Source organism: Leisingera aquimarina DSM 24565, assembly GCF_000473165.1.
GTDB lineage: Bacteria > Pseudomonadota > Alphaproteobacteria > Rhodobacterales > Rhodobacteraceae > Leisingera > Leisingera aquimarina.
Window position 1 is genome coordinate 1,151,330 of sequence record NZ_KI421504.1, and the last position, 20,926, is coordinate 1,172,255.

A 20,926-nucleotide genomic window follows, 5' to 3' on the forward strand; every position below is an offset into this window, starting at 1 on the left:
TTCTTTGGGTAGCACACTTATGGTGCGTGCACAATTAATGGGGTATGTCCGTTTCTATTTTGTTCCAAGATGCCCGCTGGGACGGCAACGTCAAGTGGGTCTGTTGACGAACTGGCGCACACCGCCACGCGGGAGGCGCTGCCACGGCTTTGAGGCATAGCTCACGATCCCTGCAAGGAACCTATAGACTCCCCCAAACACCTCTGCTAAGCCGCACCAATCCTGCAGACCCCGGATTCGTTCCGGGGTTGTTACGTTTGTCAGGATGTTTGAACTTTGGGACCTTCGGGGCCCTATATCTCAGGCAACCCTAGTAGGGCGTCTCATCGTGGGACAACCGGGCGGGGGGCTTACACATAGCGGGTCCAAAGACAAAAACCTAAGGGCCTGCACGCTAAACGGAAGACAGAAAGCATGGCACTCAAGTCGTATAAGCCGACGACGCCGGGCCAGCGTGGGCTGGTTCTGATCGACCGTTCGGAGCTTTGGAAAGGGCGTCCGGTCAAATCTCTCACTGAGGGTCTGACCAAATCGGGCGGCCGGAACAACACCGGACGGATTACTGCACGCCGCCGCGGCGGCGGGGCAAAGCGCCTCTACCGGATCGTTGACTTCAAACGGAACAAATTTGATGTAGCGGCCACCGTTGAGCGGATCGAATACGACCCGAACCGGACCGCATTCATCGCGCTGATCAAATACGAAGATGGCGAGCAAGCCTACATCCTGGCGCCGCAGCGTCTGGCTGTCGGTGACAAGGTCGTCGCCTCTGCCAAGGCAGACATCAAGCCGGGCAACGCAATGCCGTTCTCGGGCATGCCGATCGGTACCATCGTTCACAACATCGAAATGAAGCCCGGCAAAGGCGGCCAGATCGCCCGTGCAGCCGGTACTTACGCTCAGTTCGTTGGCCGTGACGGCGGTTACGCCCAGATCCGCCTGTCCTCGGGCGAGCTGCGTCTGGTGCGTCAGGAATGCATGGCCACCATCGGTGCCGTGTCGAACCCCGACAACTCGAACCAGAACTTCGGTAAAGCCGGCCGTATGCGCCACAAGGGCAAGCGTCCTTCTGTGCGTGGTGTGGTTATGAACCCGATCGACCACCCCCACGGCGGTGGTGAAGGCCGGACCTCCGGTGGCCGCCACCCGGTGACCCCCTGGGGCAAACCGACCAAGGGCAAACGGACCCGCAACAAAAACAAGGCGTCGCAGAAGCTTATCGTCCGCTCGCGCCACGCCAAGAAGAAAGGCCGCTAATCCATGGCACGTTCCGTATGGAAAGGCCCCTTCGTTGATGCTTATGTCCTGAAAAAGGCCGAAGCAGCGCGTGAATCGGGCCGCAATGAAGTGATCAAGATCTGGTCGCGCCGTTCCACCATCCTGCCGCAGTTTGTCGGTCTGACCTTTGGTGTCTACAACGGCAAAAAGCACATCCCAGTCAACGTCTCGGAAGACATGATCGGTCAGAAGTTCGGTGAATACTCGCCGACCCGCACCTATTATGGCCACGCCGCAGACAAAAAAGCGAAGCGGAAGTAAGTCATGGGTAAGGAAAAGAATCCCCGCCGCGTGGCAGACAACGAAGCAATGGCAAAACTGCGCATGCTCCGTACCTCGCCGCAGAAACTGAACCTGGTGGCTCAGATGATCCGTGGCAAGAAAGTCGAGAAGGCGCTGACCGACCTGACGTTCTCCAACAAGCGGATTGCAGCAGACGTGAAGAAATGCCTTCAGTCCGCCATCGCAAACGCGGAAAACAACCACAACCTGGACGTCGATGAACTGGTCGTCGCCGAGGCATGGGTTGGCAAGAACCTGACCATGAAGCGCGGCCGTCCGCGTGCCCGTGGCCGGTTCGGCAAAATCCTGAAGCCGTTCGCGGAGATCACCATCAAGGTGCGTCAAGTTGAGGAGCAAGCCTAATGGGTCATAAAGTCAATCCGATCGGCATGCGCCTGCAGGTGAACCGCACCTGGGACAGCCGCTGGTACGCCGACACCAAAGACTACGGTGATCTGCTGCTCGAGGACCTGAAAATCCGCGAGTTCATCAAAACTGAGTGCAAGCAGGCAGGTATTGCGCGGGTCATCATCGAGCGCCCGCACAAGAAATGCCGCGTCACCATCCACACGGCCCGTCCGGGTGTCATCATCGGCAAGAAAGGCGCGGACATTGAAGTCCTGCGTAAAAAACTGGCCGCGATGACCGACAGCGAGCTGCACCTGAACATCGTTGAAGTCCGCAAGCCGGAACTCGACGCTGCGCTGGTCGGCGAGTCCATCGCTCAGCAGCTGGAACGCCGTGTGTCCTTCCGCCGCGCGATGAAACGTGCCGTGCAGAACGCCATGCGCATGGGCGCCCTGGGTATCCGGGTGAACGTCGCGGGCCGTCTGGGCGGTGCTGAGATCGCCCGTACCGAATGGTACCGCGAAGGCCGCGTGCCGCTGCACACCCTGCGTGCCGACATCGATTACGCACCCACCGAAGCGATGACCCCCTATGGGATCATCGGGATCAAGGTCTGGATCTTCAAAGGCGAGATCATGGAGCACGATCCTTCGGCGCGTGACCGTAAAGCACAAGAAATCCAGGACGGCCCAGCACCTCGCGGTGCCGGTGGCGGCCGTCGCTAAGGAGGATTTGAGATGCTTCAGCCAAAGCGCACTAAATTCCGCAAAATGCATAAGGGCCGGATCCACGGCCTGGCAAAAGGCGGTTCCGACCTGAACTTCGGCACCTATGGCCTGAAGGCAACCACTCCTGAGCGTGTAACTGCACGCCAGATTGAGGCTGCCCGCCGTGCCATGACCCGGCACATGAAACGCCAGGGCCGTGTCTGGATCCGTATCTTCCCGGACACTCCGGTGACCTCGAAGCCGACCGAAGTCCGTATGGGTAAAGGTAAAGGCTCCGTGGATTACTGGGCAGCCAAGGTTAAGCCTGGCCGCGTGATGTTCGAGATCGACGGCGTGACCGACGAAGTCGCCCGCGAGGCCCTGCGCCTGGCAGCGATGAAACTGCCGGTCAAGACCCGCGTCGTGGTTCGCGAAGACTGGTAAAATCTGCCAGCTTTAAATCACTAGAAGCCCCCGCTGAGCAATCAGCGGGGGTTTTTCGTTGCGCCCGTCAGCAGGGGGGGGGCGCTGCCCCCGCCGCCCTTGGCGGCTCCCCCGGAGTATTTGCAACCAGAAAGAAGCGGCGCCGCTTTGCAGGATGCATCTCGCCAAGGCTGGGGCGCTGAGGTATCAGAGCGCCATGGCCCAGATTGAATCGCTCTTTGTGACCCGCCTTTACCGCGCGCAATTGTCCGAACACGGACCTGAGATTGACGCGCAGGAACTGGAAAACTCTTGTCTTGTGATCGCCGGCGACGACGATGCCGGCCAGGATTGGTGCGAGGAGAACGGCTATCCCGGCTATACTTCCTATGCCTCGCTGACCGATCTGCCCTGGCGGTTCCCAATCTTTGCCGATCTGGTGAAATCGCTGGATGCCCATGTGGCGGCTTTTGCCAGGGATCTTGAGCTGGACCTGGACGGCCGCGCGCTGGTGCTGGAGGATCTGTGGATCAACATTCTGCCGGAGGGCGGCACCCATGCCAGCCACATCCACCCGCATTCAGTGATTTCCGGCACCACCTATGTTGCCATGCCCGAAGGGGCCTCGGCGCTGAAGCTGGAGGATCCGCGCCACGCGATGATGATGGCGCATCCGCCGCGGATGAAAGACTGCCGCCAGGAGCTGAGGACCTTTGTCTACCAATCGCCGGCGGTTGGCGATGTGCTGTTGTGGGAAAGCTTTATCCGCCACGAAGTGCCGCTGAACATGGCGGAGGAAGAGCGGATCTCGGTCAGTTTTAATTACAAGTGGGAATGAGAAGGCTTCCCGGAAACGCTCCTGGGGGCGTTTCACCTGCGAACGGGCGGAGCTCAAGGTTATTGGCGTACTGTGGTGGCTAAGGAAGCAAACCCTTGACCGGGTTCTTAGAACTGGCCGGGTTTTATGTGTATCTCGCTGGATTTATCGGTCTGTGGGCCGTGCTCTTGGTTCTCTACATCAAGACTATGTTTTGGTTTCTAAGATGGATGCTCGTCGTGATGCTGACTGCGGCTGTGGCGTCCTTCCCTGTCTTCGTTGCGCTTGGGGTGCTTGAGACGCAGTTCGATTGGCCCAAGGAGATCACTCGCAGGCTTTCAGGCATCGTCTATCTCATCTTCATGCTTTGCTCTGTGGCGAACATTTCCAGAAGAAAACGGCGGGAGCACTGCAAGAAGATCCTATCCAATGGCGAGGGGGCTGCCGGTCCTCATGGTTGAGGATGAGCGGTTCTCTGGCAGTTTCAACTTTGCCTGTGCCTAAGCTGCTGCCAGCGCGATTGCCTAAACTGTAGAACTTGCTAAGCCTGTTCGGAACATTCCCTGGAAAGGCTTTGCCATGGCGACCCGTCCTGACTTTGAAATTGGCGGTTTCCAGATCCCCGCCGGCACCCGCCGCACGGTGGACCTGCCAGTGAGCGTGCTGTCGGATCACACGCCGGTCACTATGTCTGCCCATGTGATCCACGGGGCGGAGGACGGGCCAACCTTGTTTGTCTCTGCCGCCATTCACGGCGATGAGGTGATCGGAGTGGAAATTGCCCGCCGCCTGCTGCGCAGCCGCAAGTTTTCCCGCCTTCAGGGCACCCTGATCGTGGTGCCGATTGTGAACACCTTCGGTTTTTTGAACCATTCCCGCTACCTGCCGGACCGGCGCGATCTGAACCGCTGTTTTCCGGGCAGCTGGGGCGGCTCGCTGGCCAGCCGCCTGGCGCATCTGTTCATGACCGAAGTGGTGGACCGCTGCGACCTGGGTATCGACCTGCACTCCGCCGCGATCCACCGCACCAACATGCCGCAGATCCGGGTGTCACCGAAACACGAAAAAACGTTGGCCTATGCCGATGCCTTTGGCGCGCCGGTGGTGATCCGTTCGGGCCTGCGCGACGGCTCCCTGCGCAAGGAGGCGCAGGCGCGCGGGGTCGACATCCTGCTGTATGAGGCCGGCGAGGGCCTCAGGTTCGATGAGCAGTCCGCCCGGGTGGGGGTGGCCGGCATCCTGCGGGTGATGCACGCGCTGGACATGATCCCCGAAGACGGGGTGCCGCTGGCCGAGGTTGTGCCGGTCCGTGCGGGCAGCAGCAGCTGGGAGCGCGCGCCGGCCGGCGGGTTGCTGCGGACCTACAAGACCACCGGCGAAATGGTGGAGGAAGGCGACCTGCTGGGCGTTGTTTCCGATCCCTTCGGCGAAAACGAAGAAGAGTTGCACGCAGGGCAGGCGGGCCTGATCATCGGCCGCGCCAACATGCCCATCGTGAATGAAGGCGATGCCCTGTTCCACATTGCCAAGGTCAACACGCCAGAGGCCGAAAGCCGCATCGAAAGCCTGCACGCGCAGCTTGAGGATGCGGCGATGTTCGACGAGGATGAGATTATCTGAACCGGTGCTGCCGCTGGGCGTGCGGGCTTCCGGCTCATTGCCTATCTTTCCCTTGCCCCTGCACCCTGTCTCCTCTATAGGGACCCATCGCCTGTCCCCAATCCGTTCCGGATCCGGGCCGGGTGATTCTTTTTTGCCGCGTCTTTGGCGCGGTTGACATAACCCACCAGGTCAAAGGTTACCCATCGGGGCCTTCTGGTGCTTTGGACAAGGAACAAAGGCGATGAACGCCAATGATCTGCGCGACAAAACCGTGGATGAACTCCGCGACGCCCTCGCATCCCTGAAAAAAGAGAGCTTCAACCTGCGTTTTCAGCAGGCGACCGGTCAGCTGGAAAACACTGCAGGCATCAAAGCGGCCCGCCGCAACGCTGCCAAAGTGAAGACCATCCTGAACGAAAAAGCTGCTGCAGCAGCTGAATAAGGAGCGACACGATGCCCAAACGTATTCTCACTGGCACCGTGACCAGCGATGCCAACGCCCAGACCGTAACTGTCTCGGTTGAACGCCGCTTCACGCATCCGGTTCTGAAGAAAACCATCCGTAAGTCCAAGAAATACCGGGCTCACGATGAAAAGAACGCTTTCAAGGTCGGCGACTCTGTACGCATCATCGAATGCGCGCCGAAATCGAAAACGAAACGCTGGGAAGTTCTGGAAGCCTAAGAGTCTCATCCGAGACTCCTGGCGACTGGGCTGAAAAGCAAAGTCGAAACCCTGGGGGATCACGCCACGCATCGGCGCCCCATAGGTCGGGAGAAACCACATGATCCAGATGCAAACAAATCTGGATGTTGCTGACAACTCCGGCGCCCGCCGAGTTCAGTGCATCAAGGTTCTGGGTGGCTCCAAGCGTAAATACGCATCCGTAGGCGACATCATTGTCGTTTCGGTCAAGGAAGCCATCCCGCGCGGCCGCGTGAAAAAAGGCGACGTCCGTAAGGCCGTTGTCGTGCGCACCGCCAAAGAAGTCCGCCGCGAAGACGGCACTGCAATCCGGTTCGACCGGAACGCAGCCGTTATCCTGAACACCAACAACGAGCCGGTCGGTACCCGGATCTTTGGCCCGGTTGTTCGTGAACTGCGCGCGAAAAACTTCATGAAGATCATCTCGCTTGCTCCGGAGGTGCTGTAATCATGGCTGCTAAACTCCGCAAAGGCGACAAGGTCGTCGTGCTGTCCGGCAAAGACAAAGGCAAAGAAGGCGCCATCGCCTCCGTTGACCCGAAAGCCGGCAAAGCCATCGTCGACGGCGTGAACATGGCCATCCGCCATACCCGCCAGTCGCAGAACGAACAGGGCGGCCGTCTGCCCAAAGCACTGCCGATCGACCTGTCGAACCTGGCGCTGCTGGACAGCAACGGCAAAGCAACCCGCGTCGGCTTCCGCGAGGAAGACGGCAAGAAGGTGCGCTTCGCCAAGACCACCGGGGAGACTGTCTGATGCTTGACGCTGCAACCTACACCCCGCGCCTGAAAACTCTTTACAAGGACACCATCCGTGGCGCCCTGAAAGAAGAGTTCGCATATAAGAACGACATGATGCTCCCCAAGCTGGAGAAAATCGTTCTGAACATCGGCTGTGGCCGCGCTGCTGTCAAAGACAGCAAGAAAGCCAAGTCCGCTCAGGCCGACCTGACCCTTATCGCGGGCCAGAAAGCTCTGACCACCGTGGCAAAGAACTCCATCGCCGGCTTCCGCGTTCGCGAAGGCATGCCGATGGGCGCCAAGGTGACCCTGCGCGGTGACCGGATGTACGAATTCCTCGACCGTCTGATCACCATTGCGATGCCCCGTATCCGCGACTTCCGCGGCGTTTCGGGCACCTCTTTCGACGGCCGCGGCAACTATGCCATGGGTCTGAAAGAGCATCTCGTGTTCCCGGAAATCGATTTCGATAAGATCGATGAAAACTGGGGCATGGACATCGTGATCGCCACCACCGCGAAAACTGACGCGGAAGCAAAGGCGCTGTTGAAAGCTTTCAACATGCCCTTCAACAGCTGAGCGCGGGAAGGACAGAGACATGGCTAAGAAAAGCATGATCGAACGCGAGAAGAAGCGCGAGCGTCTGGTGGCAAAATATGCCGCAAAACGCGCCGAGCTGAAAGAGATCGCGACAGACGAAAGCCGCCCGATGGAAGAGCGTTTCAAAGCGCGTCTGAAACTGGCGAAACTGCCGCGCAACTCGTCGGCAACCCGTCTTCACAACCGCTGCCAGCTCACCGGCCGTCCGCACGCTTACTACCGTAAGCTGAAGGTCAGCCGTATTGCGCTGCGCGAGCTGGGTTCTGCTGGTCAGATCCCCGGCATGGTGAAATCGAGCTGGTAAGGGAGAGACAGATATGAACGATCCTATCGGCGATATGCTCACCCGTATCCGTAACTCTCAGATGCGCGGCAAATCCACCGTCCTGACCCCGGCTTCCAAGCTGCGGGCCTGGGTGCTGGACGTGCTGGCAGACGAGGGCTACATCCGCGGTTATGAGAAGATGACTGGTGCCAATGGCCACCCGGCCATCGAAATCAGCCTGAAGTACTTCGACGGCGAACCTGTCATTCGCGAGCTTAAGCGGGTCTCCAAGCCCGGCCGCCGCGTTTACATGGGCGTCAATGACATCCCGTCGGTCCGTCAGGGCCTGGGCGTGTCGATTGTCTCCACCCCCCAGGGTGTGATGTCGGACGCAAGCGCACGCGCAGCCAACGTTGGCGGCGAAGTGCTCTGCACCGTCTTCTAAGGAGGCTCGCAGATGTCCCGTATTGGTAAAAAACCGGTCGAACTGCCCAGCGGCGTGTCCGCTGCCGTGTCCGGCCAGACCATCGAAGTGAAAGGCCCGAAAGGCGCCCGCACCTTCACTGCCACCGACGATGTCACCCTGTCGGTCAACGACAATGTTGTCACCATCGAGCCGCGCGGCAAGTCCAAGCGTGCCCGTCAGCAGTGGGGCATGTCCCGCACTCAGGTGGCCAACCTCGTGACCGGCGTGACCCAGGGCTTCAAGAAAGAACTGGAGATCCAGGGTGTGGGTTACCGGGCTCAGATGCAGGGCAACACCCTGAAGCTGAACCTGGGCTACAGCCACGATGTCGACTTCACCGCGCCTGATGGCATCACCATCACCGCACCGAAGCAGACCGAAATCGTTGTGGAAGGTATCGACCAGCAGCAGGTGGGCGAAGTCGCGGCGAAAATCCGCGAATGGCGCCGTCCCGAGCCCTACAAAGGCAAAGGCATCCGCTACAAGGGCGAATTCATCTTCCGCAAGGAAGGCAAGAAGAAGTAAGGACCAGCAAAATGGCAAACAGCAAACGTACCCTGTTTCTGAAGCGCCGGCTGCGCGTCCGGAACAAGCTTCGCAAAGTGAACGCAGGCCGTCCGCGTCTGTCCGTGCACCGTTCGAACAAGAACATCTCTGTTCAGTTGATCGACGACCTGCGCGGCGTGACCGTGGCTTCCGCGTCCACCCTGGAAAAAGATCTCGGCGTTGTTGGCAAAAACAACGTCGAAGCAGCGACCAAAGTTGGTGCTCTGATCGCCGAACGCGCAAAAGCGGCCGGTGTCAGCGAAGCCTACTTCGACCGCGGCGGCTTCCTGTTCCACGGCAAGGTGAAGGCTCTGGCCGACGCTGCGCGTGAAGGCGGCCTGAAGATCTAAATCCCATGCGGGCGGCCTTCAGGGGCCGCCCCGATGATCCGGGAGGCCGGCTTTGCGCCGGACCTCACCAGGATTGGAACAACAGGCGCCCCGTGCTTTGTGCCGTGCGCCTCTTTTAAAAGGAATGCCTGATGGCAGAACGTGATAACCGCCGCGGCCCGCGCCGCGACCGTGACGAAACACCGGAATTCGCCGACCGCCTGGTCGCGATCAACCGCGTGTCCAAAACCGTAAAAGGCGGTAAGCGCTTTGGTTTTGCAGCCCTGGTTGTTGTTGGCGACCAAAAAGGCCGCGTCGGCTTTGGCAAGGGTAAAGCAAAAGAAGTGCCCGAGGCGATCCGCAAGGCGACCGAGCAGGCCAAGCGTCAGATGGTCCGTGTGCCGCTGAAAGAGGGCCGCACCCTGCACCACGACATGGCCGGCCGTCACGGCGCAGGCAAAGTTGTGATGCGTACCGCGCCTGAAGGTACCGGTATCATCGCAGGTGGTCCGATGCGTGCCGTCTTCGAAATGCTCGGCGTCAAAGACGTTGTTTCGAAGTCGATCGGTTCGCAGAACCCCTACAACATGATCCGCGCCACCCTGAACGGCCTGCAAAAAGAGCAGAGCCCGCGTTCGGTGGCTCAGCGCCGCGGTAAAAAGGTCGCCGACATCCTGCCCAAGCGGGACGAAGCACCGGCAGCCGCCGAAGCTGAAGCGTAAGGAGTAGAGAAACATGGCAAAAACCATCGTGATCAAGCAGATCGGCTCGCCGATCCGCCGTCCTGCCAAACAGCGCGCAACCCTGATTGGCCTGGGCCTGAACAAGATGCACAAGACCCGTGAGCTGGAGGATACTCCTTCGGTCCGCGGCATGGTCAACTCGATCCCGCATATGGTTCAGATCATCGAAGAGCGCGGCTAAGCCCTTTTCGATACCTGACTGATTTAAACGCCTCCGGGAAACCGGGGGCGTTTTTCGTTGTTGCGTGCCTTCCGGCAAGGGCAGGGCGTTAACCTGCGGGAAAGGCCCCTTGCAGCGCGCGCATAGCGGCTTGCCGGTTGCGTCAGTTGTTGGAATCGCAGCGCCCCCCTATCTCGGGGTCACAGCAAATGACCAAACACAGACCACCGGGAATAGGCCCGGTATCAGAGATAAGGATTGTTACGATGGCACATGTTATCAGCACCGCACACGGCACCCACAGCCTCACCGCCCGCATCCGTTCTACCGTAAAAGGCCTGGCCGATTCCTGGGTGAAGGCCCGCGAATTCCAGCGTACCTACAACGAGCTGGACGCGTTGAGCGATCATGAGCTGTCCGACATCGGCGTGCGCCGCGACGATATCGCCGACCTGGCGCGCCAGCACGTCTACGGCTAGGAATTCCCTCCTTCCCGGACGCTTCTCTCCTCCTCCTCTTTCGTGTCCGGGCCAAAGCGCTCCTGCCCTGTCCGGGCGGGAGCGTTTTCTTTTGCGCGCCCTTCAAGATGCTTCACACAATCGTGCTATGCGGGGGCTGCATAGCCGCCAGACCAAAGCATCCATTGCTCCCCGTCCGGGCCGTGCTTATGTCCCGTTCACTTCAGACGAACAGATCATGCACCGCACCGGGAGCACGTCCCGGCACCGATGTGAAGGAACAAGAACAATGGCATATTCAACTCTCTCCGTCCCCTCTGCCGGGATCTCCGCCCGTTTTGCAGGCTTTGCCGCCGGGCTGATCCAGAACTGGAAGCTGCGCCGCGATTACAAGGCAACCGTCAGCGCCCTGCGCGCGATGTCCGCCCGCGACCTGGCCGACATCGGCCTGACCCGCTGCGCTATCCCCGGCGTCGCGCGCGAGCACGTCTACGGCAAGTAACCTCCCCGGCCGGCTGACGGATCCTCCTCCCTCTCCGAAAGCCCGGCCCGAAAGCGCCCCTGCCATCCCGGCGGGGGCGCTTTTGTTTGCAGAGGTGTTGCGCAGCCGCCGTACGCCCCGCCCACTTGGATTTAACGCGGCTGCACCATGCTGGTCCCCGGTCATGATCACCCGCCGGGCCTGACACCCCCGGCACTTGGAACAGGGCTCCGGTCTGGCACCCGGAGCGCGCGATACGCGTACTCGCATGGGGGCACCCCCATCCCACCTCCACCCCGGCGGCGCCGCCACCCTTTAACGGACGGCCAGCAGCGGAACGGACACAGAGACAGACGGCAGGACACGCAACCGGCAGGGCAGGGGCCTTGGCGGCGGGAGCCGCGCGCACGGAATGTTGGCAAGGCTGCGGGGCTTGATCCCGTCCCCCATCGGGTCTATAGGCACCCGGTGGCGTGCTGCGCCATGGAATCACCAATCAAGAAACGCCGCGGTTGGCCCATTCCGCTTCGGGGGCCACATCCGGCAAGGAGAAGCGACATGAAACTTCACGAACTCAGCGACAATCCTGGCGCAACCAAAAAACGCATGCGCGTTGCCCGTGGCCCCGGCTCCGGCAAGGGCAAGATGGGCGGCCGTGGTATCAAAGGCCAAAAATCTCGTTCGGGTGTGTCGATCAACGGCTACGAAGGCGGTCAGATGCCCTTGTACCAGCGTCTGCCCAAGCGCGGCTTCAACAAGCCGAACCGCAAGGCATACGCCGTTGTGAACCTGGGCCTGATCCAGAAATTCATCGACCTGGGCAAGCTGGACGCCGCGAACATCACCGAAGATTCGATGGTCGCATCGGGTCTGGTGCGCCGCAAGCTGGACGGTGTCCGCGTTCTGGCCAAAGGCGAAATCACCGCCAAAGCCACCATCGCTGTGACCGGCGCATCGGCTGCTGCCGTTGACGCCGTTGCAAAAGCTGGCGGCGCTCTGACTGTGGCAACTGCAGCCGCCGCAGAGTAACGGCTTGTGAGCGGCGCCAATGCCGCTTACATAGTCTTCGAGTTTTCCTAGAACGCCGCCCGAGCCGGAAAACGGTTCCGGGCGGCGTTTCGCTAAAGAAGAGACCTTTTCATGGTATCAGCAGCAGAACAAATGGCGGCGAACACCAGCTGGGCTGCCCTGGGCAAGGCCACGGATCTGCGCAACCGGATCCTGTTCACCATCGGCCTTTTGATTGTCTACCGCCTGGGCACGTTCATTCCGGTTCCGGGCATTGATTCAGGCGCCCTGCGCCAGTTCATGGAGCAGGCAGGCCAGGGCATCGGCGGCATGGTGTCGATGTTCACCGGCGGCGCGCTTGGCCGGATGGGGATTTTTGCCCTCGGCATCATGCCCTATATCTCCGCTTCCATTATCGTTCAGCTTCTGACTTCGATGGTGCCTTCGCTTGAGCAGCTCAAGAAAGAGGGCGAGCAGGGCCGCAAGAAAATCAACCAGTACACCCGCTATGGCACCGTGGCGCTGGCAACCGCGCAGGCCTATGGCCTGGCGGTGTCGCTGGAATCGGGTGATCTGGCGACCGATCCGGGCATGTATTTCCGCATGGCCTGCATGATCACCCTGGTGGGCGGGACCATGTTCCTGATGTGGCTGGGCGAGCAGATCACCCAGCGCGGCATCGGCAACGGTATTTCGCTGATCATCTTTGTCGGCATCATCGCCGAGGTTCCGGCCGCAATCGCCCAGTTCTTTGCCTCCGGCCGTTCCGGTGCGATCAGCCCCGCCGTGATCATCGGTGTGATCCTGATGGTGATCGGCGTGATCATGTTCGTGGTGTTCATGGAACGCGCCCTGCGCAAGATCCACATCCAGTACCCGCGCCGCCAAGTCGGCATGAAGGTCTATGACGGCGGCTCCTCGCATCTGCCGGTCAAGGTGAACCCGGCGGGCGTGATCCCGGCGATCTTTGCCTCGTCGCTTTTGCTGCTGCCGACCACCATCTCGGCGTTCTCCTCAGGCGCGGCAACCGGTCCGGTGATGTCCTGGCTCTTGGCCAACTTCGGCCCCGGCCAGCCGCTGTACCTGTTGTTCTTCGTCGTGATGATCGTGTTCTTTGCCTATTTCTACACCTTCAACGTCTCCTTCAAACCGGAGGACGTGGCCAACAACCTGAAGAACCAGAACGGCTTTGTCCCCGGCATCCGCCCCGGCAAGAAAACTGCCGAATACATCGAATATGTGGTCAACCGCATCCTGGTTATGGGCTCCGGCTATCTGGCGCTGGTCTGCCTGCTGCCTGAGGTCCTCCGCGGCCAATTCGCCATTCCCGTCTATTTTGGCGGCACGTCCGTTCTGATTGTGGTATCCGTCACCATGGACACCATTCAACAGGTGCAAAGCCACCTCCTCGCGCATCAGTATGAGGGGCTTATCGAAAAGAGCCAGCTGCGCGGGCGCAACAAGAAACGGACAAAACGGGGACCCTCTCGCCGATGAGCAACATTATTCTTCTTGGCCCGCCGGGGGCGGGCAAAGGTACGCAAGCGCGCTACCTGGTTGAATCCCGCGGCATGGTGCAACTCAGCACCGGTGACATGCTGCGCGATGCCCAGACCTCCGGAACCGAAATGGGCAAGAAGGTTGCTGCCATCATGGCCGAGGGCAAGCTGGTCACCGACCAGATCGTCATTGGCCTGATCCGCGAGAAGCTGCAGGGCGGCGCCGAAGGCGGTTTCATCTTTGACGGCTTCCCGCGCACCCTGGCCCAGGCCGATGCGCTGGCCAAGCTGCTGGACGAGATGGGCCTGAAACTTGACGCGGTGATCGAGATGCAGGTCGATGATGACGCGCTGGTCGCCCGCATCACCGGCCGCTCCACCTGCGGCGGCTGCGGCGAGGTCTATCATGACCAGACCAAACCCTGGCCGGCTGACGGCAAATGCGCCAACTGCGGCAGCGATGATGTGAAACGCCGTGCGGACGACAATGAGGACAGCCTCAAGACCCGTCTGATGGAGTATTACAAAAAGACCTCGCCGCTGATCGGCTACTACTATGCCAAGGGCAATCTGCAGCGTCTTGACGGCCTTGCCTCGATTGAGGAAGTCCGCAAGAACATGGCGTGGATCATGGGCGAATAACGCCTGCCGCAGGCATCGGGGCGGCGGCGCCTCCGCTTGCCGGAATGCCCAAGCCCTGCCGGTCCGGCGGGGCTTTTCCTTTAGGGCTTGACGGCCCATTTCCCAGCCCCTAGTTACCCACATCCCTTCTGGGAATGATTCCCCGCGGGCAGATTCGTTTGCCCGCTGAACTACCTCGAAATGCTGGACCCCCTGGCCACACTGCCAAGGTCAAGTGTTGTGAAAAAAGGTTCCGGCGCTACGGAACCGCAACGAAAAGGAAAGTGACACGTGGCACGTATTGCCGGCGTTAACATCCCGACTGCAAAGCGGGTTCCCATCGCCCTCACCTACATCACCGGTATCGGTAACACCTCGGCGAAAGCTATCTGCGAAGCCGTTGGCATCGACGCAGCCCGCCGTGTGAACGAACTCAGCGACGCAGAAGTCCTGGCCGTGCGCGAGCACATCGACGCCAACTTCACCGTCGAAGGCGACCTGCGCCGCGAAGTTCAGATGAACATCAAGCGCCTGATGGACCTTGGCTGCTACCGTGGCCTGCGCCACCGCCGCAACCTGCCGGTCCGCGGTCAGCGTACCCACACCAACGCTCGCACCCGCAAAGGCCCCGCAAAGGCCATTGCCGGTAAGAAGAAGTAAGGGAGGGTTTGATCAATGGCACGTGATAAGACTCGCATTAAGCGTAAAGAGCGCAAGAACATCGCAACCGGCGTTGCGCATGTGAACTCGTCGTTCAACAACACCAAAATCCTGATCTCCGACGTGCAGGGCAACGCGATCTCCTGGTCGTCCGCCGGCACCATGGGTTTCAAGGGTTCGCGGAAATCCACCCCCTATGCCGCTCAGATGGCTGCAGAAGATGCAGGCAAAAAGGCACAGGACCACGGTGTGAAGACGCTGGAAGTCGAAGTTCAGGGCCCCGGCTCTGGCCGTGAATCGGCTCTGCGCGCACTGGCTGCCGTCGGTTTCAACATCACTTCGATCCGTGATGTGACCCCGATCGCGCACAACGGCTGCCGCCCGCCGAAGCGCCGCCGCGTCTAATTCGAATTTTTTGCTGGGGCCCCGCTTGATTCGCAGGGCCCCAGTGCGTCATTTAAACCTCGGGCGTCCTTGGCCTTCCGGACATGGGGCAAGGACAGGAATGGAGGGAACGCATGATCCATAAGAACTGGGCAGAGCTGATCAAGCCGGCACAGCTGGAAGTGAAGCCGGGCAACGATCCTGCACGTCAGGCAACTGTCGTCGCAGAGCCGCTGGAACGCGGTTTCGGCCTGACCCTGGGCAACGCGCTGCGCCGCGTCCTGATGAGCTCGCTGCAAGGCGCGGCCATCACCAGCGTGCAGATCGACAACGTGCTGCACGAGTTTTCCAGTGTTGCCGGTGTGCGCGAAGACGTCACCGACATCATCCTGAACCTCAAGGGCGTGTCCCTGCGCATGGAAGTCGAAGGCCCCAAGCGGCTTTCGGTCAATGCCAAGGGCCCGGCAGTTGTCACCGCTGGCGACATCGCTGAAACCGCCGGTATCGAGGTTCTGAACCGCGATCACGTAATCTGCCACCTGGACGACGGCGCCGACCTGTTCATGGAACTGACCGTGAACACCGGCAAAGGCTATGTCTCGGCAGACAAGAACAAGCCGGAAGACGCACCGATCGGCCTGATTCCGATCGACGCCATCTATTCGCCGGTCAAGAAGGTCTCCTATGACGTTCAGCCTACCCGTGAGGGCCAGGTGCTGGACTATGACAAGCTGACCATGAAGGTGGAAACCGACGGCTCCATCTCCCCTGACGATGCGGTGGCCTATGCCGCCCGCATTCTGCAGGACCAGCTGTCGATCTTCGTCAACTTCGACGAGCCGGAATCGGCAAACCGCCAGGACGAGGACGATGGCCTCGAGTTCAACCCGCTTCTGTTGAAGAAAGTGGACGAGCTGGAACTGTCGGTGCGGTCTGCAAACTGCCTGAAGAACGACAACATCGTCTATATCGGCGACCTGATCCAGAAGACCGAAGCCGAGATGCTGCGCACCCCGAACTTCGGCCGCAAGTCGCTGAACGAGATCAAAGAAGTGCTGTCGGGCATGGGCCTGCACCTTGGCATGGACGTCGAGGACTGGCCGCCGGACAACATCGAAGATCTGGCGAAGAAGTTCGAAGACAGCTTCTAAGACTTAGAGAGGGGGGCTGCGGCCCTCCTCTTCAATGCCCGGACCTGCCGGGGACGACATGGGCATCCGCCCCAAGGTGAGTGGCTGACACGCATCAGCTGCCTGACAAAGCAAAAACGTAGATCAAAGGACTATCAAAATGCGTCACGCACGTGGTTACCGCCGCCTGAACCGTACTCATGAGCACCGCAAAGCCCTGTTTTCGAACATGTGCGGCTCGCTGATCGAGCACGAGCAGATCAAGACAACCCTGCCCAAAGCAAAAGAACTGCGCCCGATCATCGAAAAGATGATCACCCTGGCAAAACGCGGCGACCTGCACGCCCGCCGTCAGGCCGCTTCCAAGCTGAAACAGGACAAGGACGTCGCGAAACTGTTCGAGGTTCTGGGCCCGCGCTACAAGGACCGTCAGGGCGGCTATGTCCGTATCCTGAAGGCCGGTTTCCGTTACGGCGACATGGCTCCGATGGCGATCATCGAGTTTGTCGACCGCGACACTGCCGCCAAGGGTGCAGCCGACAAGGCCCGCCTGGAAGCAGCGGAAGCAGCTGCTGAAGCAGACGAATAAGACGCGCTGAACTTTCCGGTTCAGTTATCTGGCCCCCGCTCCGCCCGGAGCGGGGGCTTTTCTTTACCTGACGGCATCCGGACAATGTTTAGAATGCACTTTTTGTGCGAAAGGGAATCGTAATTTTCTTCTGATTTTACTGCCGCATCCAAGCAAGCCCGGGGACGGAAGTAATGACTGCAAAGAACACCACCGCGGCCAGGCGGTTCTCACTGGCGAACCTCAGCGCCAAGACAAAGATCATTTCGGTGGCGGTGTTGCCGCTGCTGCTGGTTCTTGGGGTTGGGGTGCTGGCGGTCGTTAACCTGGGCCGTATGGACAAGACTGCGCAGGCCGTTGACCACACCCAGAAGATTTTGACCGAAGCGCAGGCGCTGGCGCAAGCCGCCTCTGGCATGGAGGCCGGGCTGAGAGGGTATTTGCTGGCCGGGCAGGATGAATATCTGGTGCCGTTTGAGGACGGCAGCGCCAAAGTTGCCGGCTCCCTGAACAGTTTGCGCACCCTGGCAGAGGGCAATCCGGACTTGCTGGCTGACCTCGATACGGCAGAGCAGACATTGGCCGGCTGGCAGGAGGATGTTGCGGCCGGCGCCATCGCGTTGCGCCGAGATATCGGCGACGCCCTGACCATGAACGACATGGCGGCAGAGGTGAAACAGTCCAAAGGCCGGGTCTACTTCGAGGACTTCCGCGCGGAGATGGCCAAGGTCATCGAAGAAGAGGAAGTCGAGCTGAACAACCGGCGCAACACTTTTTCTTCCCTGGTGAATGCCGGGATTGCCGATTCGGATTACCTGAGCACCTCGCTGCAGGCGGTGGAGCAGACCCACAAGGTAATCAGCAGCGCCAAGGACCTGCTGTCGGCGGCGGTCGACATGGAAACCGGGATGCGCGGCTTCCTTCTGGCGGGCGACCGGGAATTTCTCGATCCGTATATGGAGGGCAACGGGCGCTTCAACGAGGTGCTGGCCGACCTCCACCTGGCGCTGGCTGACAACCTGATGCAGGCAAACCGCCTGGATAACGTGGCCAAGATCGTTGACGAATGGCGCAGCAGCGTGGTGGTTCCGATGCTGCAGCTGCGCCGGGTGATCGGCAGCGCGGCGACCATGGATGACATGGCCGATCTTGTCGCCCAGGGGCGGGGCAAGGCGTATTTCGACAGCTTCCGGGCCACCATGGAATCGATCGAGGCCAAAGGGGCTGAGGCAATGGCCGCCCGCCGCGCCGCCAATGAGGCGCTTGCCGCCCAGACCCGCATCATGATTCCCGGGGCAATTGCTGCGGCGATCCTGATCGGCGCGGTGATGGCGCTGATCACCGGGTCCGGGATTGCCTCAGGCCTGCGGCGCATCGTGGTGTCGATGCGCGGATTGGCCGAGGGCAACAATGCCGTCGAGATCAATGGCCAGAACCGCGGCGACGAGGTTGGCGATATGGCCCGCGCGCTGGATAAATTCCGCGCTGAACTGGTGCGGATGCAGGAGGCCGAACAGCAGAAAGCGGAGAGCAAGGATGCCGAGCTGTCCGGCGTTGTCCGTCAGCTGAGCGAACGTCTGGCCCGCCTGTCGCATGGCGACCTGACCATCCGCATTGCCGAGGAATTCCCGGAGGAATACGAACAACTGCGCGCCGATTTCAACGGTTCGATAGACAACCTAAACAACACCGTGCAGCAGGTGATCGGCGCTGCCTCCAGCATCCGCAGCGGAGCCGCGGAAATCAGCCAGGCCTCCGACGACCTGTCGCACCGCACTGAAAGCCAGGCCGCCACGCTCGAGGAAACCGCGGCGGCGATTGATGAGCTGACAGCCTCGGTGAAATCTGCCGCCAAGGGTGCCCGCAACGTCGAGGCGACCGTACGCGACGCGCGCCAGGAGGCGGAAAACAGCGGCGAGGTGGTGCAAAGCGCCGTGGCCGCGATGAGCGGGATCGCGGAAAGCTCGAACAAGATTTCCCAGATCATTTCGGTGATTGACGACATCGCCTTTCAGACCAACCTGCTGGCGCTGAATGCGGGGGTCGAGGCCGCCCGAGCAGGCGAGGCGGGCCGCGGCTTTGCGGTGGTCGCCTCGGAGGTGCGGGCGCTGGCGCAGCGGTCTTCGGATGCGGCGATGGAGATCAAGACCCTGATCGGCGACAGTTCGCGTCAGGTCGGGGAGGGGGTGGATCTGGTCGGCCGCGCCGGTGACGCACTGCAGTCGATTGTCGGCCAGGTCAGCCATATCTCGCAACTGGTGTCGGAGATCGCCGAAGGCGCCGAGGAGCAATCCACCGGCCTGCTTGAGATCAACACCGGCGTCACCCAGCTGGACCAGGTGACTCAGCAGAACGCGGCCATGGTTGAGGAAGCCACGGCGGCAGGCCATTTGCTGAACACCGATGCGGGCAAGCTGTCAGAGATTGTGGCGCAGTTTCAGGTCGATGGCTCCGCGGCTGCGGTTCCGGCAGCGGCTCCCGCGCCGGAAGCCGCAGTGCCCACCGCGCATGGAGGTGATGACTGGGAGCTTGAGGCCAGCCCCGCGCCGGCGATGGCACCGGTGCAGGACGGCAACGCAGCCCGGGACCTGTGGCAGGATTTCTGATCCGCAAAACGCACGCGGCACAGGCCCTCCCCGGCGGAGGGCCTGCTGCTGATTTTCCGGGGTGACAGCTGCCCGAATCTCCGCTAGCGTCCGGCCCATGACCCGCACCTATGCCGCATTCTGGTATTTCTTTTATCCGCGCCACATGGCGGACGGAGGGGTCAGCGCATTCTGAGCACATAGATCGGAACGCACCAGGATACCAACCGCCCGCAGTCCGCAGGCGGTCTTTTTGTATCCGCCGCAGCGCCCGGGCCCCCGCCAAGGAAGCAGACCCATGACACCGCAAACCGAAAACCTCCGCATCACCGGCATGCAGGAACTGATCTCGCCCGAAGACCTCGCGTCGCAGCTGCCCGGTACGGCGGCGGCCACGGATACCGTGCTGGCCAGCCGCACAGCGATCCAGGATGTGCTGCATGGCCGCGATGACCGGGTGGTTGCCGTGGTCGGCCCTTGCTCGATCCACGACCCCATGGCGGCGATGGAATATGCCGAACGGCTGGCACCGCTGCGTGAACGCCTGGCCGGGCAGCTGGAAATCGTCATGCGGGTCTACTTCGAGAAACCCCGCACCATCTCGGGCTGGAAAGGGCTGATCAACGATCCCGGCCTCGACGGCTCGTTCCGCATCAACGAAGGGCTGGGGCTGGCCCGCCGCCTGTGCCTGGACATCAACGCCCTGGGCCTGCCGGTCGGCACCGAATTCCTGGACACGGCGGTGCCGCAGTACATCTCAGATATGGTCGCCTGGGCCGCCATTGGCGCCCGCACCACCGAAAGCCAGATCCACCGCGAGATGGCCTCCGGCCTTTCCTGCCCGGTAGGGTTCAAGAACGGCACCCGCGGCAATCTGCAGATCGCGGTTGATGCGGTGCGCTCGGCGGCGCATCCGCACCATTTCATGGCATTGGCCAAATCAGGCCGTGCGGCGATTGCGGCGACCAGCGGCAATCCGGACGGCCACCTGATCCTGCGCGGCGGCGGCGGCACCAACTATGACGCAGCCTCGGTCGATGCGGCCTGCAAACTGGCGGAAAAGGACGGCATCCGCGGCCATGTAATGATCGACGCCAGCCATGCCAACAGCGGCAAGGACCCCATGAAGCAGCCCGCCGTGCTGCGCGGCATCGCCGGGCAGATCGCTGGCGGTGATGCGCGCATTACGGGCGTGATGATCGAAAGCCATCTGGTGGCCGGCCGTCAGGATCTGGGCAAAGGGGACCTCACTTACGGGCAGTCGGTTACCGATGGCTGCCTGGGCTGGGCGGATACAGTACAAGAACTGGAGGCGCTGGCAGAAGCCGTCACTGCACGGCGTGCCCATGCGGGACGGGCGGCTGAACCGAGCCTGGCAGAAGCCTGATGCTGCAAAGGGGCACATGCCTGGCGGCGCGTGCCTCCCTTGCAGCGGCGGGACTGCGGATATGCCGGCAAGTAAGAAAGCCTGATGCGCCTGGCCGGCCGCCGGCTTCTTTCTGGTCCAAAATACCTCGGGGT

The 20,926-nt window shown here is 61.1% G+C and carries 30 protein-coding genes; all 30 read left to right on the forward strand.

What is annotated here, in order from left to right:
- The first annotated feature begins 414 nt into the window (after positions 1 to 414).
- The 30 genes from rplB to AQUI_RS0109850 all read left to right on the forward strand — a co-directional run bounded on the left by rplB (position 415) and on the right by AQUI_RS0109850 (position 20,792).
- On the forward strand, positions 415 to 1,257 hold the full coding sequence (gene rplB / locus AQUI_RS0109705; RefSeq protein WP_027257344.1) for a 50S ribosomal protein L2: 843 nt from the start codon (positions 415 to 417) through the stop codon (positions 1,255 to 1,257).
- A gap of 3 nt (positions 1,258 to 1,260) precedes the next feature.
- Entirely contained in the window at positions 1,261 to 1,539 is a 279-nt protein-coding gene (rpsS, locus tag AQUI_RS0109710; RefSeq protein ID WP_024088539.1) for a 30S ribosomal protein S19, read from the forward strand.
- A gap of 3 nt (positions 1,540 to 1,542) precedes the next feature.
- Entirely contained in the window at positions 1,543 to 1,923 is a 381-nt protein-coding gene (gene rplV / locus AQUI_RS0109715; protein ID WP_035919887.1) for a 50S ribosomal protein L22, read from the forward strand.
- On the forward strand, positions 1,923 to 2,633 hold the full coding sequence (gene rpsC / locus AQUI_RS0109720; protein WP_027257346.1) for a 30S ribosomal protein S3: 711 nt from the start codon (positions 1,923 to 1,925) through the stop codon (positions 2,631 to 2,633). The genes rplV and rpsC overlap by 1 nt, the downstream gene beginning before the upstream one ends.
- A 12-nt stretch (positions 2,634 to 2,645) precedes the next feature.
- Complete coding sequence (gene rplP / locus AQUI_RS0109725) at positions 2,646 to 3,059, forward strand: 50S ribosomal protein L16 (protein ID WP_024088541.1); 414 nt, start codon at positions 2,646 to 2,648, stop codon at positions 3,057 to 3,059.
- Positions 3,060 to 3,255: 196 nt separating this feature from the next.
- The gene (locus AQUI_RS0109730; protein WP_027257347.1) at positions 3,256 to 3,876 is read left to right on the forward strand and encodes a TIGR02466 family protein; all 621 of its coding nucleotides are present in this window, start codon (positions 3,256 to 3,258) and stop codon (positions 3,874 to 3,876) included.
- A gap of 95 nt (positions 3,877 to 3,971) precedes the next feature.
- Positions 3,972 to 4,316, forward strand: coding sequence for a hypothetical protein (locus tag AQUI_RS0109735; RefSeq protein ID WP_027257348.1), 345 nt, complete (start codon positions 3,972 to 3,974; stop codon positions 4,314 to 4,316).
- Positions 4,317 to 4,434: 118 nt separating this feature from the next.
- Positions 4,435 to 5,475, forward strand: coding sequence for a succinylglutamate desuccinylase/aspartoacylase family protein (locus AQUI_RS0109740; RefSeq protein WP_027257349.1), 1,041 nt, complete (start codon positions 4,435 to 4,437; stop codon positions 5,473 to 5,475).
- Between the two features lie 223 nt (positions 5,476 to 5,698).
- Positions 5,699 to 5,899: a 50S ribosomal protein L29 gene (rpmC, locus tag AQUI_RS0109745; RefSeq protein ID WP_024088545.1), complete on the forward strand. Its 201-nt coding sequence runs from the start codon at positions 5,699 to 5,701 to the stop codon at positions 5,897 to 5,899.
- Between the two features lie 11 nt (positions 5,900 to 5,910).
- Positions 5,911 to 6,141: a 30S ribosomal protein S17 gene (rpsQ, locus tag AQUI_RS0109750; protein WP_024088546.1), complete on the forward strand. Its 231-nt coding sequence runs from the start codon at positions 5,911 to 5,913 to the stop codon at positions 6,139 to 6,141.
- 100 nt (positions 6,142 to 6,241) lie between these two features.
- Positions 6,242 to 6,610 carry a 50S ribosomal protein L14 gene (gene rplN, locus AQUI_RS0109755; protein WP_027257350.1) on the forward strand — a complete coding sequence of 123 codons (369 nt, stop codon included), beginning with the start codon at positions 6,242 to 6,244 and terminating at the stop codon, positions 6,608 to 6,610.
- A gap of 2 nt (positions 6,611 to 6,612) precedes the next feature.
- Positions 6,613 to 6,918, forward strand: coding sequence for a 50S ribosomal protein L24 (rplX, locus tag AQUI_RS0109760; RefSeq protein WP_027257351.1), 306 nt, complete (start codon positions 6,613 to 6,615; stop codon positions 6,916 to 6,918).
- Complete coding sequence (gene rplE, locus AQUI_RS0109765; RefSeq protein WP_035919890.1) at positions 6,918 to 7,481, forward strand: 50S ribosomal protein L5; 564 nt, start codon at positions 6,918 to 6,920, stop codon at positions 7,479 to 7,481. The genes rplX and rplE overlap by 1 nt, the downstream gene beginning before the upstream one ends.
- 19 nt (positions 7,482 to 7,500) lie before the next feature.
- Positions 7,501 to 7,806 (forward strand): 30S ribosomal protein S14, encoded by a 306-nt coding sequence (gene rpsN, locus AQUI_RS0109770; RefSeq protein WP_024088549.1) that lies wholly within the window; start codon positions 7,501 to 7,503, stop codon positions 7,804 to 7,806.
- 13 nt (positions 7,807 to 7,819) lie between these two features.
- Entirely contained in the window at positions 7,820 to 8,212 is a 393-nt protein-coding gene (gene rpsH, locus AQUI_RS0109775; protein ID WP_024088550.1) for a 30S ribosomal protein S8, read from the forward strand.
- 12 nt (positions 8,213 to 8,224) lie between these two features.
- On the forward strand, positions 8,225 to 8,758 hold the full coding sequence (gene rplF / locus AQUI_RS0109780; protein WP_027257353.1) for a 50S ribosomal protein L6: 534 nt from the start codon (positions 8,225 to 8,227) through the stop codon (positions 8,756 to 8,758).
- Positions 8,759 to 8,769: 11 nt separating this feature from the next.
- A complete protein-coding gene (rplR, locus tag AQUI_RS0109785) occupies positions 8,770 to 9,129 on the forward strand; it encodes a 50S ribosomal protein L18 (protein ID WP_027257354.1) in 360 nt (119 codons plus the stop codon).
- A 131-nt stretch (positions 9,130 to 9,260) separates the two neighbouring features.
- The gene (gene rpsE, locus AQUI_RS0109790) at positions 9,261 to 9,830 is read left to right on the forward strand and encodes a 30S ribosomal protein S5 (protein ID WP_027257355.1); all 570 of its coding nucleotides are present in this window, start codon (positions 9,261 to 9,263) and stop codon (positions 9,828 to 9,830) included.
- Positions 9,831 to 9,843: 13 nt separating this feature from the next.
- On the forward strand, positions 9,844 to 10,032 hold the full coding sequence (gene rpmD / locus AQUI_RS0109795) for a 50S ribosomal protein L30 (RefSeq protein WP_027257356.1): 189 nt from the start codon (positions 9,844 to 9,846) through the stop codon (positions 10,030 to 10,032).
- Positions 10,033 to 10,277: 245 nt separating this feature from the next.
- Entirely contained in the window at positions 10,278 to 10,490 is a 213-nt protein-coding gene (locus AQUI_RS0109800; protein WP_027257357.1) for a DUF1127 domain-containing protein, read from the forward strand.
- Between the two features lie 268 nt (positions 10,491 to 10,758).
- Complete coding sequence (locus tag AQUI_RS0109805) at positions 10,759 to 10,971, forward strand: DUF1127 domain-containing protein (RefSeq protein ID WP_027257358.1); 213 nt, start codon at positions 10,759 to 10,761, stop codon at positions 10,969 to 10,971.
- 537 nt (positions 10,972 to 11,508) lie between these two features.
- Entirely contained in the window at positions 11,509 to 11,979 is a 471-nt protein-coding gene (gene rplO / locus AQUI_RS0109810; RefSeq protein WP_027257359.1) for a 50S ribosomal protein L15, read from the forward strand.
- Between the two features lie 111 nt (positions 11,980 to 12,090).
- The gene (gene secY, locus AQUI_RS0109815) at positions 12,091 to 13,455 is read left to right on the forward strand and encodes a preprotein translocase subunit SecY (protein ID WP_027257360.1); all 1,365 of its coding nucleotides are present in this window, start codon (positions 12,091 to 12,093) and stop codon (positions 13,453 to 13,455) included.
- The gene (locus tag AQUI_RS0109820) at positions 13,452 to 14,099 is read left to right on the forward strand and encodes an adenylate kinase (protein WP_027257361.1); all 648 of its coding nucleotides are present in this window, start codon (positions 13,452 to 13,454) and stop codon (positions 14,097 to 14,099) included. The genes secY and AQUI_RS0109820 overlap by 4 nt, the downstream gene beginning before the upstream one ends.
- Before the next feature lie 270 nt (positions 14,100 to 14,369).
- Positions 14,370 to 14,738: a 30S ribosomal protein S13 gene (gene rpsM, locus AQUI_RS0109825; protein ID WP_027257362.1), complete on the forward strand. Its 369-nt coding sequence runs from the start codon at positions 14,370 to 14,372 to the stop codon at positions 14,736 to 14,738.
- A 15-nt stretch (positions 14,739 to 14,753) separates the two neighbouring features.
- The gene (gene rpsK / locus AQUI_RS0109830) at positions 14,754 to 15,143 is read left to right on the forward strand and encodes a 30S ribosomal protein S11 (RefSeq protein WP_027257363.1); all 390 of its coding nucleotides are present in this window, start codon (positions 14,754 to 14,756) and stop codon (positions 15,141 to 15,143) included.
- Between the two features lie 113 nt (positions 15,144 to 15,256).
- Entirely contained in the window at positions 15,257 to 16,273 is a 1,017-nt protein-coding gene (locus AQUI_RS0109835; RefSeq protein ID WP_027257364.1) for a DNA-directed RNA polymerase subunit alpha, read from the forward strand.
- Positions 16,274 to 16,412: 139 nt separating this feature from the next.
- Positions 16,413 to 16,841, forward strand: a complete 429-nt coding sequence (rplQ, locus tag AQUI_RS0109840; protein ID WP_027257365.1) for a 50S ribosomal protein L17 — start codon at positions 16,413 to 16,415, stop codon at positions 16,839 to 16,841.
- 173 nt (positions 16,842 to 17,014) lie between these two features.
- The gene (locus AQUI_RS0109845; protein ID WP_027257366.1) at positions 17,015 to 19,426 is read left to right on the forward strand and encodes a CHASE3 domain-containing protein; all 2,412 of its coding nucleotides are present in this window, start codon (positions 17,015 to 17,017) and stop codon (positions 19,424 to 19,426) included.
- A 277-nt stretch (positions 19,427 to 19,703) separates the two neighbouring features.
- Positions 19,704 to 20,792 (forward strand): 3-deoxy-7-phosphoheptulonate synthase, encoded by a 1,089-nt coding sequence (locus AQUI_RS0109850; protein WP_027257367.1) that lies wholly within the window; start codon positions 19,704 to 19,706, stop codon positions 20,790 to 20,792.
- The last annotated feature ends 134 nt before the right edge of the window (positions 20,793 to 20,926 follow it).

What these genes read in the sequence shown, in the direction of transcription:
- rpsH (WP_024088550.1), top strand. Translation starts at nt 7,820, where the DNA reads ATGAACGATCCTATCGGCGATATGCTCACCCGTATCCGTAACTCTCAG.
- secY (WP_027257360.1), top strand. Translation starts at nt 12,091, where the DNA reads ATGGTATCAGCAGCAGAACAAATGGCGGCGAACACCAGCTGGGCTGCC.
- AQUI_RS0109820 (WP_027257361.1), top strand. Translation starts at nt 13,452, where the DNA reads ATGAGCAACATTATTCTTCTTGGCCCGCCGGGGGCGGGCAAAGGTACG.
- AQUI_RS0109850 (WP_027257367.1), top strand. Translation starts at nt 19,704, where the DNA reads ATGACACCGCAAACCGAAAACCTCCGCATCACCGGCATGCAGGAACTG.
- AQUI_RS0109800 (WP_027257357.1), top strand. Translation starts at nt 10,278, where the DNA reads ATGGCACATGTTATCAGCACCGCACACGGCACCCACAGCCTCACCGCC.
- rpsQ (WP_024088546.1), top strand. Translation starts at nt 5,911, where the DNA reads ATGCCCAAACGTATTCTCACTGGCACCGTGACCAGCGATGCCAACGCC.
- rplX (WP_027257351.1), top strand. Translation starts at nt 6,613, where the DNA reads ATGGCTGCTAAACTCCGCAAAGGCGACAAGGTCGTCGTGCTGTCCGGC.
- AQUI_RS0109805 (WP_027257358.1), top strand. Translation starts at nt 10,759, where the DNA reads ATGGCATATTCAACTCTCTCCGTCCCCTCTGCCGGGATCTCCGCCCGT.
- rplV (WP_035919887.1), top strand. Translation starts at nt 1,543, where the DNA reads ATGGGTAAGGAAAAGAATCCCCGCCGCGTGGCAGACAACGAAGCAATG.
- rpmD (WP_027257356.1), top strand. Translation starts at nt 9,844, where the DNA reads ATGGCAAAAACCATCGTGATCAAGCAGATCGGCTCGCCGATCCGCCGT.
- rplR (WP_027257354.1), top strand. Translation starts at nt 8,770, where the DNA reads ATGGCAAACAGCAAACGTACCCTGTTTCTGAAGCGCCGGCTGCGCGTC.
- rplO (WP_027257359.1), top strand. Translation starts at nt 11,509, where the DNA reads ATGAAACTTCACGAACTCAGCGACAATCCTGGCGCAACCAAAAAACGC.
- rpsE (WP_027257355.1), top strand. Translation starts at nt 9,261, where the DNA reads ATGGCAGAACGTGATAACCGCCGCGGCCCGCGCCGCGACCGTGACGAA.
- rplE (WP_035919890.1), top strand. Translation starts at nt 6,918, where the DNA reads ATGCTTGACGCTGCAACCTACACCCCGCGCCTGAAAACTCTTTACAAG.
- AQUI_RS0109730 (WP_027257347.1), top strand. Translation starts at nt 3,256, where the DNA reads ATGGCCCAGATTGAATCGCTCTTTGTGACCCGCCTTTACCGCGCGCAA.
- rpsC (WP_027257346.1), top strand. Translation starts at nt 1,923, where the DNA reads ATGGGTCATAAAGTCAATCCGATCGGCATGCGCCTGCAGGTGAACCGC.
- rpsN (WP_024088549.1), top strand. Translation starts at nt 7,501, where the DNA reads ATGGCTAAGAAAAGCATGATCGAACGCGAGAAGAAGCGCGAGCGTCTG.
- rplN (WP_027257350.1), top strand. Translation starts at nt 6,242, where the DNA reads ATGATCCAGATGCAAACAAATCTGGATGTTGCTGACAACTCCGGCGCC.
- AQUI_RS0109740 (WP_027257349.1), top strand. Translation starts at nt 4,435, where the DNA reads ATGGCGACCCGTCCTGACTTTGAAATTGGCGGTTTCCAGATCCCCGCC.
- rpmC (WP_024088545.1), top strand. Translation starts at nt 5,699, where the DNA reads ATGAACGCCAATGATCTGCGCGACAAAACCGTGGATGAACTCCGCGAC.
- rpsS (WP_024088539.1), top strand. Translation starts at nt 1,261, where the DNA reads ATGGCACGTTCCGTATGGAAAGGCCCCTTCGTTGATGCTTATGTCCTG.
- AQUI_RS0109845 (WP_027257366.1), top strand. Translation starts at nt 17,015, where the DNA reads ATGACTGCAAAGAACACCACCGCGGCCAGGCGGTTCTCACTGGCGAAC.
- rplB (WP_027257344.1), top strand. Translation starts at nt 415, where the DNA reads ATGGCACTCAAGTCGTATAAGCCGACGACGCCGGGCCAGCGTGGGCTG.
- rplQ (WP_027257365.1), top strand. Translation starts at nt 16,413, where the DNA reads ATGCGTCACGCACGTGGTTACCGCCGCCTGAACCGTACTCATGAGCAC.
- rplF (WP_027257353.1), top strand. Translation starts at nt 8,225, where the DNA reads ATGTCCCGTATTGGTAAAAAACCGGTCGAACTGCCCAGCGGCGTGTCC.
- AQUI_RS0109835 (WP_027257364.1), top strand. Translation starts at nt 15,257, where the DNA reads ATGATCCATAAGAACTGGGCAGAGCTGATCAAGCCGGCACAGCTGGAA.
- rplP (WP_024088541.1), top strand. Translation starts at nt 2,646, where the DNA reads ATGCTTCAGCCAAAGCGCACTAAATTCCGCAAAATGCATAAGGGCCGG.
- rpsK (WP_027257363.1), top strand. Translation starts at nt 14,754, where the DNA reads ATGGCACGTGATAAGACTCGCATTAAGCGTAAAGAGCGCAAGAACATC.